This window comes from Micromonospora sp. NPDC002717, from assembly GCF_040295705.1.
Lineage (GTDB): Bacteria > Actinomycetota > Actinomycetes > Mycobacteriales > Micromonosporaceae > Micromonospora.
The window spans coordinates 21,782-35,566 of sequence record NZ_JBEOVW010000004.1; the positions used below are offsets into that span (position 1 = coordinate 21,782).

At 72.1% G+C, this 13,785-nt stretch carries 14 protein-coding genes; 9 read left to right on the forward strand and 5 right to left on the reverse strand.

Annotated elements, in window-relative coordinates; all coding sequences use genetic code 11:
- From folE to ABT006_RS08305, 5 genes are all read left to right on the forward strand, one after another.
- Positions 1-600: a GTP cyclohydrolase I FolE gene (gene folE, locus ABT006_RS08285; RefSeq protein WP_350704211.1), complete on the forward strand. Its 600-nt coding sequence runs from the start codon at positions 1-3 to the stop codon at positions 598-600.
- Between the two features lie 21 nt (positions 601-621).
- Positions 622-1,857, forward strand: a complete 1,236-nt coding sequence (locus ABT006_RS08290; protein ID WP_350704213.1) for an NAD(P)/FAD-dependent oxidoreductase — start codon at positions 622-624, stop codon at positions 1,855-1,857.
- A 149-nt stretch (positions 1,858-2,006) separates the two neighbouring features.
- Positions 2,007-2,483, forward strand: a complete 477-nt coding sequence (locus ABT006_RS08295; protein WP_350704623.1) for a DUF2231 domain-containing protein — start codon at positions 2,007-2,009, stop codon at positions 2,481-2,483.
- Between the two features lie 63 nt (positions 2,484-2,546).
- Complete coding sequence (locus ABT006_RS08300) at positions 2,547-3,887, forward strand: nicotinate phosphoribosyltransferase (protein ID WP_350704215.1); 1,341 nt, start codon at positions 2,547-2,549, stop codon at positions 3,885-3,887.
- A 99-nt stretch (positions 3,888-3,986) separates the two neighbouring features.
- Positions 3,987-4,529, forward strand: a complete 543-nt coding sequence (locus ABT006_RS08305; protein WP_350704217.1) for a glycosyl-4,4'-diaponeurosporenoate acyltransferase CrtO family protein — start codon at positions 3,987-3,989, stop codon at positions 4,527-4,529.
- A gap of 79 nt (positions 4,530-4,608) precedes the next feature.
- Here ABT006_RS08305 and ABT006_RS08310 read toward each other — a convergent pair whose 3' ends face one another.
- From ABT006_RS08310 to ABT006_RS08325, 4 genes are all read right to left on the reverse strand, one after another.
- Positions 4,609-4,923, reverse strand: coding sequence for an MMPL family transporter (locus ABT006_RS08310; protein WP_350704219.1), 315 nt, complete (start codon positions 4,921-4,923; stop codon positions 4,609-4,611).
- A gap of 239 nt (positions 4,924-5,162) precedes the next feature.
- A complete protein-coding gene (locus ABT006_RS08315; RefSeq protein WP_350704221.1) occupies positions 5,163-6,731 on the reverse strand; it encodes a multicopper oxidase family protein in 1,569 nt (522 codons plus the stop codon).
- The gene (locus tag ABT006_RS08320) at positions 6,728-7,210 is read right to left on the reverse strand and encodes a hypothetical protein (protein WP_350704223.1); all 483 of its coding nucleotides are present in this window, start codon (positions 7,208-7,210) and stop codon (positions 6,728-6,730) included. Before ABT006_RS08320 ends, ABT006_RS08315 begins: the two co-directional genes overlap by 4 nt.
- Before the next feature lie 11 nt (positions 7,211-7,221).
- The gene (locus tag ABT006_RS08325; protein WP_350704225.1) at positions 7,222-8,385 is read right to left on the reverse strand and encodes an amidohydrolase family protein; all 1,164 of its coding nucleotides are present in this window, start codon (positions 8,383-8,385) and stop codon (positions 7,222-7,224) included.
- Positions 8,386-8,581: 196 nt separating this feature from the next.
- Here ABT006_RS08325 and sigJ point away from each other — a divergent pair, with 196 nt between their 5' ends.
- The 4 genes from sigJ to ABT006_RS08345 all read left to right on the forward strand — a co-directional run bounded on the left by sigJ (position 8,582) and on the right by ABT006_RS08345 (position 13,385).
- The gene (gene sigJ, locus ABT006_RS08330; protein ID WP_350704227.1) at positions 8,582-9,499 is read left to right on the forward strand and encodes an RNA polymerase sigma factor SigJ; all 918 of its coding nucleotides are present in this window, start codon (positions 8,582-8,584) and stop codon (positions 9,497-9,499) included.
- 311 nt (positions 9,500-9,810) lie between these two features.
- The gene (locus tag ABT006_RS08335; protein WP_350704625.1) at positions 9,811-10,839 is read left to right on the forward strand and encodes a GlxA family transcriptional regulator; all 1,029 of its coding nucleotides are present in this window, start codon (positions 9,811-9,813) and stop codon (positions 10,837-10,839) included.
- Positions 10,840-10,886: 47 nt separating this feature from the next.
- Positions 10,887-11,459, forward strand: coding sequence for a hypothetical protein (locus tag ABT006_RS08340; protein ID WP_350704229.1), 573 nt, complete (start codon positions 10,887-10,889; stop codon positions 11,457-11,459).
- A 3-nt stretch (positions 11,460-11,462) separates the two neighbouring features.
- On the forward strand, positions 11,463-13,385 hold the full coding sequence (locus tag ABT006_RS08345) for an AfsR/SARP family transcriptional regulator (RefSeq protein ID WP_350704231.1): 1,923 nt from the start codon (positions 11,463-11,465) through the stop codon (positions 13,383-13,385).
- 58 nt (positions 13,386-13,443) lie between these two features.
- On the opposite strand, the gene ABT006_RS08350 is transcribed toward ABT006_RS08345, so the two are convergent.
- Positions 13,444-13,785: a hypothetical protein gene (locus tag ABT006_RS08350; protein ID WP_350704233.1), complete on the reverse strand. Its 342-nt coding sequence runs from the start codon at positions 13,783-13,785 to the stop codon at positions 13,444-13,446.

The window sequence follows — 13,785 nt, forward strand, 5'->3', positions numbered from 1 at the left end:
ATGGCAGTCACCCCGCTACAGGTCGTCCGGCGCGGGCCCGGCCGGGACCTGGCCGCCGCCGAACAGGCCGCGGCCGCCTTCCTGGCAGCACTCGGCGTGGACCTCGACGCCGACGGGCTGGCCGACACGCCGGGCCGGATGGCACGCGCCTACGCCGAACTGCTCACCCCGCGCGAGTTCCGGCTCACCACCTTCGACAACGACGAGGGATACGACGAGCTCGTCGTTGCCCGGGCCATCCCGATCCGCTCGGTGTGCGAGCACCACCTGCTGCCGTTCATCGGCGTCGCCCACGTCGGCTATCTGCCCGCCGATCGGATCCTCGGGCTGTCCAAACTCGCCCGGGTGGCGGAACTCTTCGCCCACGGTCCGCAGGTCCAGGAACGACTGACCAAGCAGATCGCCGACTGGCTCACCGTCCACCTGCGCCCGAGAGGCGTCGGGGTGGTCGTCGAGGCCCAGCACCTGTGCATGACCCTGCGGGGGGTGCAGGCGGTCGGCGCCACCACCATCACCTCCACACTGCTCGGCGCGCTACGCGACGACTCGCGCTCCCGCGCCGAGTTCTTCACCCTCACCGGAGTCGGCGCCCACGCCTGACACGTCCCCCTAGGAGAAACCGTGACCGGGCAACATCCGTTCGTGATCGTCGGGGCCGGCCTGGCCGGGGCCAGAGCCGCGCAGACGCTCCGCGAGGAGGGATTCGACGGCAAGATCGTCCTGTTCGGCGAGGAGGCCGAGCGCCCGTACGAACGGCCCGCACTGTCCAAGGGCCTGCTGCTGCGCACCACCGAACGCGACAGCGTCTTCGTCCACGACGCCAGTTGGTACGAAGAACACGACGTCGACCTGCATACCGACACCCGCGTCACGACCCTCGACCGGCAGGCGCGGCAGGTCACGCTCGCCGATGGGCGGCGCTTCGGCTACGACCGGCTGCTGCTTGCCACCGGGTCACGGGCCCGGAGCCTGCCTGTCCCCGGCGCACACCTCGACGGCGTGCTGCGGCTGCGTACCCTCGCCGACTGCGACCGCATCTCCGATGCGATCGTCGACGGAGCGAGCGTCGTCATCGTCGGCGCCGGCTGGATCGGCCTGGAGGTGGCGGCCGCCGCGCGCACCCGCGGCGCCGCCGTCACCGTCGTAGAGACCGCCGACCTGCCCCTGCAGCGCGTCCTCGGCGACCAGCTCGCGACCGTCTTCGCCGACCTGCACCGCGACCACGGGGTCACCTTCCGCTTCGGCGCCCAGGTCCACGAGTTCCGTGGATCGAACCGGGTCAGCGCGGTGCTGCTCGCCGACGGCACGGTCCTGCCCGCCGAACTCGTCGTCGTCGGCGTCGGCGTCCTGCCCAACACCGAACTCGCCGAACAGGCCGGCCTCGCCGTCGACAACGGCGTCGTCGTCGACCACACCCTGCGTACCAGCGACCCGCGCATCTGGGCCGCCGGCGACCTGGCCAACGCCCACCACCCCCTGCTGAACGTCCGGGTACGGGTCGAGCACTGGGCCAACGCCCTGCACTCCGGACCCGCCGCCGCCCGCGGCATGCTCGGCCGAACTGTCAGCTACGACCGGCTGCCCTACTTCTACACCGACCAGTACGAGCTGGGCATGGAGTACACCGGCCACGCTCCGCCCGGCTCCTACGACCGGATCGTCGTCCGCGGCGAACTCTCCGGCGGCGAGTTCATGGCGTTCTGGACCGCACAGGGGCGGGTGCTGGCGGGCATGAACGTCAACGTCTGGGACGTGACCGGCCCGATCGGGCAGCTGATCCGCTCCCGGCAGCCCGTCGACCTCGACCGCCTGGCCGACCCCACCGTCGCCCTCGAAAGTCTGGTCGGGCGGGGGTGAGCCGACCCCGGCGAGGTGGTCGGCGACGGTGCTGGGAGGAGGAAGCCGCGCGCGTCCACCGCCGGTAGGTGTACCAGCGACCCGAAGGGGTACCCGCGCCCAACGTCCCGCCAGAAAGGGAGGCCGCGTTGGAAAGTCGAGCCAAGGCGATGGGCCACGGAATCCATCCCATGCTGATCGTTTTCCCGCTGGGGCTGCTCGCCACGGCGGTGATCTTCGACATCCTGTATCTGATCACGGATCGGGCCGGATTCCAGATCTCCGCCGGGTACATCATCGGCGCCGGCATCATCGGCGGCCTCGTCGCCGCGGTCTTCGGATACACCGACTGGCGGGCCATCCCGTCCGGCACCCGCGCCAAGCGGATCGGCGCGATCCACGGCATCGGCAACGTCGTCGTCGTGCTGTTGTTCGCGGTGAGCTGGCTGGCGCGGGCCACCGCGACGGACTGGGAGCCGAACGCCCTGGCCCTGATCTGCAGCTTCGCAGGGATCGTCCTGTCCGGGATGACGGCCTGGCTCGGCGGCGAACTGGTCGAACGGCTCGGCATCAGTGTCAGCGACGGCGCCGGCGTCAACGCGCCGAGTTCCCTGTCCCGCCGCCCCGCGCGCCGCTCCCGCGCCTGACCGGACCGGGGCGGCATCACCACGGCCCACCGGCCCGTCGACCCACGTGCCGACGGAGGAACCATGACCGGGTTGCGTACCGACCTGTACGAGCTGCGGATGGCGGCCAGCTACCTGCGCCGGGACATGGTGGAGCGCGCCACGTTCAGCCTGTTCGTCCGCCGCCTGCCGCCGCAGCGCGGCTTCCTGGTGGCCGCCGGGCTGGCCGAGGCACTGGCCTTCCTGGAAAGCTTCGCGTTCGACGAGGACGACATCGGCTACCTACGCGACACCGTCGGGCTCGACCAACCGACCCTGGCGGCGCTGGCCGGGCTGCGGTTCACCGGTGACGTCTGGGCCGTACCGGAGGGTCGCATGGTGTTCGCCGACGAGCCGCTGCTGGAGGTCACCGCGCCGATCGCGGAGGCGCAGCTGGTGGAGACCGGCGTGCTGAACCTGATCACCTTCCACACCACGGTGGCCAGCAAAGCTGCCCGATGCCGCCTCGCGGCCGGCGACGCGCAGTTGGTCGACTTCGCGTTCCGCCGGACGCACGGGATCGAGGCCGGGGCGGCCGTGGCGCGGGCGTCGGCGATCGCCGGCTTCGCCGCGACCAGCGACGTCGAGGCCGCGCGGCGCTACGGGCTGCCGCCGTCCGGGACGATGGCCCACTCGTACGTCGAGGCGTTCCCCGACGAGCGTGCCGCGTTCCGCGCGTTCGCCACCGACTTTCCCACCAACCCGGTGTTCCTCGTCGACACCTACGACACGCCCGCCGGAGTGCGGGCGGCCGTCGAGGTCGTCGCCGAGCTGGGCCTGACCGGCCCGGTGGCCGTGCGGCTCGACTCCGGGGATCTCGCCGCACTGGCCGTGCAGGCCCGCGCGATCCTCGACGACGCCGGGCTGACCCGGGCCCAGATCGTGGCCAGCGGCAGCCTCGACGAGGACGTCATCGCGGCGCTCGTCGCCAAGGGCGCACCGATCGACGCCTACGGCGTCGGCACCCGCATGGGCGTCTCCTTCGACGCGCCGTCCCTGGACAGCGCCTACAAGCTGGTGGCCGTCGGCGACCGGCCGGTGCTCAAGCTGTCGCCCGGCAAGGCCACCCTGCCCGGTCCCAAGCAGGTCTTCCGTGGTCCCACCGGTGCCAGCGGCGACGTGGTGGGGCTGCGCGACGAACCGCCACCGGGCAACCGCGAGCCGCTGCTCGTGCCGGTCATGCGCGGCGGTCGTCGCCTCGACGCCGCCGACCCGGCCGGCGAGGTACGCGCCGCGCGTCGCCGATTCGACGCGGACCTCACCTGGCTACCGGAGACGGCACGTCGGCTGGCGGACCCGACGCCGCTCGCCGCCACCGTCAGCCCGGCCCTCACCGCGCTGCACGACCGGGTGGCGGCGCAGGTGGCGCAGGGCGCGACCTACTGAGCTGTTGGCAACCCTGCGTACCCCACGTGTCACTCCACCAGCGCGCCACCAGGTCTCTCCCCGCCTGAGCGATCGCACGGGCGTTCTAGACTCGCCGGGGTGGAACCCCGCAACCGTCGAGCGACGCTGGTCCTGCTGCTGGGGGCGGCGACCGTGATCGGTGCCGGCGCGGCCACCGGAACCCTCTTCGGCTACGGGTTCGCGTTCGCCTGGGTCGTGCACTTCGCGCTGATGGCCTGGATCGCCGGGTGGACGCAGCAGGCGCAGCCTGCGCTGTCGGGCGGTTACTGGCGGGCTCGGCCCTGGGAGCCTGCTCTGCACCGACGGCTCGGCGTCTGGTGGTACGCGCGCCTGCTGCGCCGGCTGGGCTGGGAGCGGATCATCCGCAACCAGCGCGCCTTCGACGGCAGCCGGTCCGGACTTGCGGCGCTGGCACGCGACACCCGGCGCTCCGAGTTCGCCCACCTAGTGCTCGCCTTGATCGGGGTGGGCCTGGCCGGGGTTACCCTGCTGCTGGGGGCCCGGGGCGCGGCGGGGTGGCTCGCGGTCCTCACCGTGTTGCTGCACGTGTACCCGGTCCTGCTTCAGCGGGCGTTGCGGGCCCGGGTCGAGCGGATCGCCACCGTCGCCGAGCGGGTCTGACAGCCCGCTCGACCGGGCCCGCGCCGAACGGCGGTCGGCCGGTGTCCCCACCCGGCCGACGCGCCGTTCACGCGGGACGTCAGTGCTTTTCCAACTCCACCTTCGGCAGCAGCCTCGCCAGCGGCTCGGGCATCCACCAGGCGCGCCGGCCCATCAGCTGCATCGCGGCGGGCACGATCAGGCAGCGGATGATGACCGCGTCCACGAAGATGGCCACCGCCATGCCGAAGCCGGTCTGCTGGAGCAGCCGCTCCGGACTGAGCATGAAGCTGGCGACGCGCGCGAACACGCCCGGCCGGCCGCGTGAGTGCGGTGATTCCTGGGCGGTCTCTTCGGTGAGGGTCATCGTCTCTTCGGTGAGGGTCACGGTCTCTTTCCAGGGTCGGATCAGCAAGGGGAGTCGGTCGTGCGTGTCACCACGGGGTGGTTCCGTGCGGCAGGTGCGCGGGCGGACCCGTCCTCGCGGGTCTGGCGCCCCGCCCGGGGTTGTTGCGGGCGCGTGCCCGGAATCGAGACCCCGCAGACTCACATACGTCTGCCCGTCACGGATACGGTCACGGACCTGATGGGCCCGGTGCGCCGCCAGTGCGGTCCTGGCTCAGGCAGCCGTGTACGGGGCGGCAACGGGCGTGGTCATGTGGTGGTGAAGTCGGCCATCATGGCCATGTCTTCGTGTTCGAGGTTGTGGCAGTGCAGCATGAAGGTCCCGGCGTAGTCGGTGAACCGGATGGCGATCTCGACCGCTTCGGACGGGCGTACGTCGACGGTGTCCTTCCAGCCGGCGTCGTACGGGCCGGGTGCCCGGTTGTTGCGGCTGATCACCTGGAACGGGTCGAGGTGCACGTGCACCGGGTGGTGGAAGTCGCTGATCAGTCGCCAGACCTCGGTGCTGCCGAGGCGCGGCCGGGCCAGCGGGCGGCCGGGTCGGTAGGGCTGGCCGTTGATGGTCCATCCGTGGTCGGGGCGCAGCTGGAAGTGGAACGTCCGCGTCACTGCGGCGCGGGCCGGGTCGAGGGGCTCGATGTGGCTGAGCCGCTCGGGCAGGCCCGGCTCGTCGTGGGTGGCGCCGGTGATGTCGAAGGCCATCACGTGGGCCGTGTGGCCGGTGCCGAGGCGGTTCACCAGCCGTACGCGGGTGCCGGGACGGTAGCGAGAGAAGTCGATGACCACGTCGAAGCGTTCGGCGGGTGCGATGTCGATGGTGTGGTGGGTCAACGGGCGGTGCAGCAGACCACCGTCACCGCCGATCTGCACCAGGCCGCCGTCAGGGGCCGGCGGGTCGAGGGCCAGCCGGTACCGCCGGGCGTTGGAGGCGTTGAGCAGCCTCAGCCGGTACCGGGCCCGGTCGGTCCGCAGCACCGGCCACGGTGTGCCGTTGACCAGGATGACGTCGCCGAGCACGCCGTTCATGTACGGGTCGGTGACGCCGGGGCTGCGCAGGTCCGGGTCGATCAGCGGGTAGCGCAGCGAACCGTCCGCGGCGAACGACCGGTCGGCGATCATGATCGGGATGTCGCGGTCGCCGGCGGGTAGCCGCAGCGCGTCCTCCTCGTCGTCGTGCACGAGGTGGAAGCCGGCCAGCCCGCGCCAGACCGCCACGCCGGTGTGCCCGTGCCGGTGGTCGTGGTACCAGAGCGTCGAGGCCCGCTGCCGCATCGGGTACGTGTAGTCCCGCTCGCCGACGCTGATCCGCCCCGGTTCGTGACCGCCATGGTGGCCGGCGTGGTGGCCGACGTGCGCTGGGGCGCTTCCTCCGGCCGGCATGATGAGGTCCGCGGGGTAGCCGTCGCTGTCGGCGGGGGTGTGTCCGCCGTGCAGGTGGACCACGGTCGGGTGGGGCAGGGTGTTGCGGTGCCGGACGACGGTGCGCCGGCCGGTGCGGGAGCGGATCGTGGGGCCGGGGAAGCTGCCGTGGTACGTCCACGCCTCGGTGGGCAACCCCGGCAGGATGCTCAGCGTGGCCGGCCGTTGGATGATCTCGTGGTAATCCGTCGTGGCGTCGGAGCGTACCGGCGCGAGCACCGGAGGAACGGGCAGCGGCACCTGGTACGGCCGGGGCAGCGGCACCTGGCTCGGCAGCAGCCGGCCCGGTTCGCCGGGGCCGAGCAGCCCGCTACGGGCGAGCCAGCCACCGCCGGCGGCCGCCGCCACGGCGGCCGCGCTCGCGCCGAGCAGTCGACGGCGGGTGATTCGTGGACTCATACGACCTCCTCCGTGGTCAGCTCCGGCGTCCGGCGTGTCGGCGTGCCGGTCGCCGTCCGCCGGGGACGGGTCGGTGCCGCGCGCCATGACTTGACGAGCAGCAGCGCCACGCCCACGGTGAGCCCGACGGCGAGGGGAACGTGGACGGTCAGGACCCGCTGCTCGCCGAGGGGGATCAGCGCGCCGGCGATCAGGATTTGGATCAGGCTGGTCCGCACCGGCCAGGACGGGCCCCTGCTGGACCGCCACCAGACGACGGCGGTGATGCACTGCGCCAGCAGGGCGAGCGCCAGCAGCCCTTTGTTGAGGCTGTGGGCGGCGAGGGCGTCGTAGTGCCCGGAGAGGAACCCGCCGGCGAGGGCGGCCTGGCCGAGGATCAGCACGGCCACGCAGGTGGTGATCGCGCGGAAGAGCAGCCACGACCGGGAGCGTGCGGCCCCCGGGGTGGGGGCGGGTGCGTGGTGGTCGAGGATCGTCACGTCACCCGTCCTCAGATCTGGGCGTCGGCGACGGCCGACTGCCGGTTCTGGCGTACGCCGCGCCGCCAGACGTCGGCGACGGCGCTGACGGCGGTGATGTCGGTGGTCGGATCCCCGTCGACGAGCAGCAGGTCGGCGCGGAGCCCGGGCGCGATGTGGCCCCGGTCGGTCAACCCGAAGTGCCGGGCCGGCACGCTCGTGGCCGCCGCCAGCGCTTCGGTCCGGGTCAGTCCGGCCTTGACGAGCAGCGCCAGCTCGCGGTGCATGGCGGTGCCGTGCTGCGGGGCGAACGGGGTGGCATCCGTGCCGGCCAGCAGCGTGACGCCGGCCCGGTGCAGCACGCCGGCGGCGTGCACCGCGTTGGCGGCGCTGCCCGCGGCGACGTGGTCCAGGGCGGCGCCCTGGCTGATCGCCTCGAAGTAGGCGAGCGTGGTAACCACGAAGACGCCGTCGCCGGCGATCCGCTCCGCGAGTCGCCAGCCGATCGGGTCGTCCGACCCGGCGTCGGCGTAGACGTGCGCGAGCCCGTCGACACCGGCGTCGAGGGCGATGGTCACCTCCCGGGTCGTGATGGCGTGGGCGATGACCGTCAGGCCGACGGCGTGTGCCGCCTCGACCAGGGCGGACACGACGTCGGGGGTCAGCACGGGAAGGTCCGCGCCGTGCATCGCCCCGTCGTCGACAACGATCTTGACGTAGTCGGCGCCCTCGGCGACCCGGGCGGCGACGAACGGCGCGGCGTCCGCCACCGTTGCGACGGTGGGGAACGGGCCAGCGGCGTCGCCGAGCGCCGCCATCGCCTGCGCGTCGAGACCGGTCATCAGTTGGCTCGGGTGGCCGCCCGGGGCCGTGGCGAGCAGGCCGCAGCTGCGCAGGTCGGCCACGTCATCGCAGTCGGCCGCCAGCCGGCGCTGGCGGGCCAGGTTGTCCGGCAGGCAGAACATGTCCAGCTCGGTGGTGACGCCGGCGGCCAGGGCCTGGGCGAGACTGCCGTCGAAGGTGTGGGTGTGGGCGTCGATGAGGCCGGGCAGCAGGGTCCGGCCGGTGCCGTCGACCTGCACGTCGGCCGGTCGGCCGTCCGGCTCGGCAATCCGGTCGCCGTCGATGAACACGTCGGCTCGTTCCACGGTGCGCTGTCCGTCGAACACCCGCACGTCACGGATCACGGTACGCATTGCGGCCTCCAAGGCGGTGGGAGTGGCTCGGCCGGGACGGGATCGTCCCGACTCGGCAACCAGGAGGGCGTCCGCGTCGCCAACTGTGACAGCGGTGGCGCTCGGCTGCGGCATGGATCACATTTCGCCACCGGGGATGTCACACTCCGGGACGCCGGTGTCCTCTCAGAGGTGAACCCGACCGGAGGTGACACCCGTGTCCGACGACGTGCAGCCGGCACCGACCGCCGACCCGACGACTACCTTCCTCGCCCACCGGGAGCTGCTGTTCTCGGTGGTCTACGCGATGCTGGGCAGCGTCGCCGACACCGAGGACGTGCTGCAGGAGACCTGGCTGGCCTGGGCGGCAAGAAACCACACCGACGGTGCGTCGATCGAGAACCCACGCGCCTATCTGACGCGGGTCGCCGTCAACCAGGCCCTCGCCCAACGCGCGGCCCTCGACCGGCGCCGGGAGTCCTACGTCGGTCAGTGGCTGCCCGAGCCCCTCGCCACCCTGCCCGCCGAGGACGGCGACGCGGGCGACGCCGTCCTGCGCGCCGAGTCCTCGTCGATGGCGCTGCTGGTGGTGCTGGAGACCCTCACCCCCGCGGAGCGGGTCGTCTTCGTCCTGCACGAGGTGTTCGGCTACCCGCACACCGAGATCGCGACCATCATCGGCCGCTCACCGGCGGCGGTGCGCCAACTCGCCCACCGGGCACGTGAGCATGTGCAGGCCCGCCGCCCCCGGTTCCAACCCGATCCCCGACTCCAGCAGCAGGTGACCGAGCGGTTCCTGACCGCCGCGCTCGGCGGTGACCTGCGCGGCCTGCTGACCGTCCTCGCCCCGGACGTCACCCTGTGGACCGACGGCGGCGGCAAGGGCCCCGCCACCAGCCTGCACCCCGTGCACGGGCGCGACGAGGTGGCCCGGCTGCTCGTCGCGGTCGCCGCCAACGTTCCGGCCGGGCTCGACATCCGTTACCGGCCGGTCAACGGCGATCCCGCCGCGATCCTGTTCGAGCGCAATGTTCCGTTCGCGGTCCTCGTGCTCGACCTCGACCCCGAGCGGGAGGCGGTGCGCCGGGTCTTCTCCGTCACCAACCCCGACAAGCTCTCCCGGGTCGGCGGGTGAGGCAGCGGAACGCTCGCCGGCCCGGTCGTGCCGACGAGCGGCCGTCGAGGAAGCACTTGCTGAACGTCCGCCGGGTCGTCACCGGCAACGGCCCCTGCAACAAGTCCTTCCTCTGGCCAACGTCCGTTCCCAGGTCAGGGGCCAGGCCGGCGCTTTCCGCGCCGTCGTGAGCGATCCAGGTCCACGGAGCATCGGAGCGCCACGCACGACCGGCGGCGTCGGCAACGTCGTCGCCGGTCTCAGGAGGGACCTGGCCATGGCGCGGCCACCGTGGCAAGGTGGTGAAGCGCGCTTGACGCTGGAGCTTGATCATGCAGGAACGGGTAGTCGTCGTCGTCGGCTACGACGGCGCGGAGTTGCTGGACGTCGCCTGCGTGACGTCCAGTCTCCACCTCGCCAACCGCATCGGGGCCAACCCGCCCTACCGGCCCCTGCTCGCCACACCCGGCAGCCGTCCCATCACGTGCGACTCCGGGCTGCGGGTGGACGCCCACGTCGCCGTGGAGCGATTCAACGCCCCTTTGGACACCCTGTTGGTCTCCGGTGGCCTCGGCCACGAGCGGGCTGCCGGAAGCACCTCCCTGGTCGGACACGTGCGACGCTTGGCCGCCCTCGCTCGCCGGGTCGCGGCGGTCTGCACCGGGTCCACCGTGCTGGCGGAGGCCGGTCTGCTCAACAACCGGCGCGCCACCACCCACTGGATGTACGCCGACCAGCTCGCGCACCGCTATCCCGACGTGCAGGTCGATCCGGATCCGATCTACATCCGGGACGGCAGTATCGCGACCTCCGGCGGCGTCACGAGTGCCCTGGATCTGACCCTGGCGTTCATCGAGGAAGACCACGGGGTGGCACTGGCGCGCGGCGTCGCGCTGGGCACGGTCGCCTATCTGCAGCGCCCGGGCGGCCAGACGCAGCGGAGCATGTTCCTGACCCCGCACACCACCGACGATCTCGTGGTTCGCCGGGCGACCAACCACATCCTGAGCCACCTCGGCGACGACCTCAGCACCGGCAGACTGGCACGGCTCGCCGGGGTCAGCGAACGCCACCTGTCCCGGTTGTTTCTCACCTACGTGCACGAGACCCCCGCGCAGTACGTGCGGCGGGCGCGGACCGAGGCGGCGGCGCACCTACTGACGTCGACCGCTCTGCCGCTGGCCGCGGTGGCCCGGCGGTGCGGCTTTGGCTCGACCGAATCGCTGCGGCAGGCGTTCCGCGGTCGGTATGCCGTTCCGCCGTCGCAGTACCGGCGAAGCCGCCAGTCGTCCGGAACCGCTGAGCCCACGATATCGGCATCGCTTCACAGGAATCCGGACCCGACCCACCGCGGCTGCTGACCGGCCCTGGTGCGGCCCCGACGATCGGTGCCATGACTGAGAGGCTGGTGCCGCGTCGGGCGAGGCTCACCGATCGTTGGCCGACCGCGTTGGCGATCGTTTTCGGCTCAGGCGCGATCACCGTGATAGCGCTCGTGGGACGCGAGGCGGAGCTGTTCGGCCCCGCCATCGCCACGATGGCGGGAATCTATCTGGTGGCGTACGCGGTCGGTCGTCCCAGGACGGCGTGGCCGGCTTTCGTCGTGCTGAGTGCGGTCGTGTCGGTGCTGCACGTCCTGCGGCAGTCGCAACTGCTCCCGCTCGATCCGGCGACGGGGATGGCGTTCGTCCTGGTGCCGCTGTGGTTGTGGGCGGTGGCCCGCCGCCGGTTCACCGACGTCGGCACATTTTCGATCCAGACTGGCGGCGCGGTGGGCTTCGGTGTGCTCACATTGCTGTGTGCAGCAGCTCAGCCGCGGCTGGGGGCTGTGCTGGCCGGTATCGGTTTCCTGGCGCACGGGGTCTGGGATGCGTACCACTTCACCGCCGGCAGGGTGGTGAGCCGGCCGTGGTCGGAGTTCTGCGCGGTGGTCGACCTCGTGGTGGGCGCGGCCCTGATCGTCGCCGCCACGGCAAGGTGAGCGATGTCCGACGTGGAGCCGGTGATCGGCGGCACCGCGCTGGCGGTTCGCGTGTTGGGGCCGCTCGAGGCATCGGTGGACGGACGGCCCGTCACCCTGACGTCACCCCGGCTGCGCAGCCTGCTGGTGGTGCTGGCCCTGTCGGCGGGGGCACCGGTGTCGATCGATCGGCTGGCGGCCGCCATCTGGGATGAGGACCTGCCCGAGCACGCCCGTCGCGCGGCGCAGGTCTACGTCACGCGGCTGCGGGCCGCTCTGGGGGCCGACCTGATCCGCACCGTACCGGGTGGATACCTGCTCGTGACCGCCCCGGAGCAGGTTGACGCGATCCGGTTCGGGCGGCTGCTCGACGCCGCGGCGGCGGTCCCGGACACCGTCGTGGAGCGGGCGCGGCTGGACGAGGCGCTGGCGTTGTGGCGTGGCGCTCCCTTCGACGGGATGCGCTCGGCGTGGCTGGCGACGGTCGTGGCGCCGGGGTTGGTCGAGCGCTACCTCACCGCCGTGGAACGCCGCGTCGAACTGGATCTCGCTCAGGGACGTCACGAGGAACTCGTGCCGCAGTTGCGCCAGTTGGCCGGGCAGTACCCGACTCGGGAGAGGCTGTGTGGCCAGCTGATGACCGCGCTGTTCCGGGCCGGGCGGCGGTCCGACGCGCTCGACGCGTACCAGCGGCTGCGCCGCATGCTCGCCGACGAACTCGGCCTCGACCCTGAGCCATCCATGCGTGAGCTGCACCGACACATCCTGACCACCGAGGCCGTGCCGGCCCAGCCCGTCGACCGGTGGCTCGCGGCCGCCCCGGTGCCCCGGCAGGTCCCGCGAGGAGTCACCGACTTCGCCGGCCGGGCCGAGACGCTGGCGCGGCTGGACGCCCTGCTGACGGGGAGCGGCTCCGTGGCGCCGGCGGAGGTGGTGATCGCGGCAGTCATCGGCACCGCCGGGGTCGGCAAGACGGCGTTGACCCTGCACTGGGCGCACCGGGTAGCCGACCACTTCCCCGACGGCCAGCTGTACGTGAACCTGCGCGGGTTCGACCCTTCCGGCCGGGTCATGGACACCGGTGAGGCCCTTCGCGGGTTCCTCCACGCCCTCGGTGTTCCGCCGCAGCACATCCCGCCCACCCTCGAGGCGCAGACCGGCATGTACCGCAGCCTTCTGGCCGGCAAGCGGATCCTCGTCCTGCTGGACAACGCCCGCGACGCGGACCAGGTCCGGCCGTTGCTGCCCGGCACGCCGGGCAACCTCGCGCTGGTGACCAGCCGCAGTCAGCTTGCCGGCCTGGTCGCCGCCGAGGCCGCCCACCCGATAACGGTCGGCCTGCTCCCCCACGCGGAGGCACGGCAGATGCTGGCCGCGCGGCTGGGCGCCGATCGTGTGGCCGCCGAGCCGGAGGCGACCGAGGCGATCATCACCCGCTGCGCACGGCTACCGCTGGCACTGGCCATCGTCGCCGCCCGGGCGGCCACGTACCCGGCGTTCTCACTCGCCGCCCTGGCCGAGACGCTGCGCGATCCCGCCGGCAGGCTGGACGCCCTGACCGCGGACGGCACCGCCATGAACATGCGGGCGTCCTTCTCCTGGTCCTACCGCAGCCTCACACCGGACGGGGCGCGCCTGTTCCGGCTCCTCGGCCTGCACCCCGGCGCCGACACGTCCACGCCAGCCGCGGCCGGCCTCGCCGCGCTGCCGGTCCGCCGTGCGCGCGTCGTCCTCGCCGAACTGACCTGCGCGCACCTGCTCGTCGAGCACCGCCCCGGCCGGTACGCCCTCCACGACCTGCTCCGGGCCTACGCGGGCGAACTCGCCAGGGACACCGATCCCGAGGCCGGACACGAGACGGCGACGCTCCGCGCGCTGGGCCACCACCGGCACAGCACGCACGCGGCGGCTCGGCAGATGCTCCCGACGGCGGCGGACGACGCATGAGACCTCACCGGCGGACGCCGCCCGGCAGGCTCACCCGAATCATTCAACGGCTACATCGTTACGAACTCCCGCCAACCCTTCGCAGGATGCCGAACATTCCTTCCACAGCATTTCTCAACGCGCACTCAAGAGCAGCAAGATACTCCGTCCTTTTTTGAGGGTAAGAGGCAGAGGTCACCTTCAGCCACGCCTCCCGGTAGGCGTCCTCCAGACCAATGACCTCTTCGACAATTTCTGCTCGCTGGTCGAATGAGAGACCGAGCCGCCCCTGCAGGACCATGCTTAGTTGGGCTCTGGCCGAAATGACGTCCCCCACCAGGCGAATATGGACCAGACCAACCCTCTTACTCAGGAGAATCTCCGCAAGGACGGCATCGTGATGTTCCTCTTGCTCCAGCAA

Coding starts and splice junctions, on each gene's coding strand:
- ABT006_RS08325 (WP_350704225.1), bottom strand. CDS start 8,385: ATGCGTACCGTGATCCGTGACGTGCGGGTGTTCGACGGACAGCGCACC.
- ABT006_RS08345 (WP_350704231.1), top strand. CDS start 11,463: ATGTCCGACGTGGAGCCGGTGATCGGCGGCACCGCGCTGGCGGTTCGC.
- ABT006_RS08300 (WP_350704215.1), top strand. CDS start 2,547: ATGACCGGGTTGCGTACCGACCTGTACGAGCTGCGGATGGCGGCCAGC.
- ABT006_RS08335 (WP_350704625.1), top strand. CDS start 9,811: ATGCAGGAACGGGTAGTCGTCGTCGTCGGCTACGACGGCGCGGAGTTG.
- ABT006_RS08295 (WP_350704623.1), top strand. CDS start 2,007: ATGGGCCACGGAATCCATCCCATGCTGATCGTTTTCCCGCTGGGGCTG.
- folE (WP_350704211.1), top strand. CDS start 1: ATGGCAGTCACCCCGCTACAGGTCGTCCGGCGCGGGCCCGGCCGGGAC.
- ABT006_RS08315 (WP_350704221.1), bottom strand. CDS start 6,731: ATGAGTCCACGAATCACCCGCCGTCGACTGCTCGGCGCGAGCGCGGCC.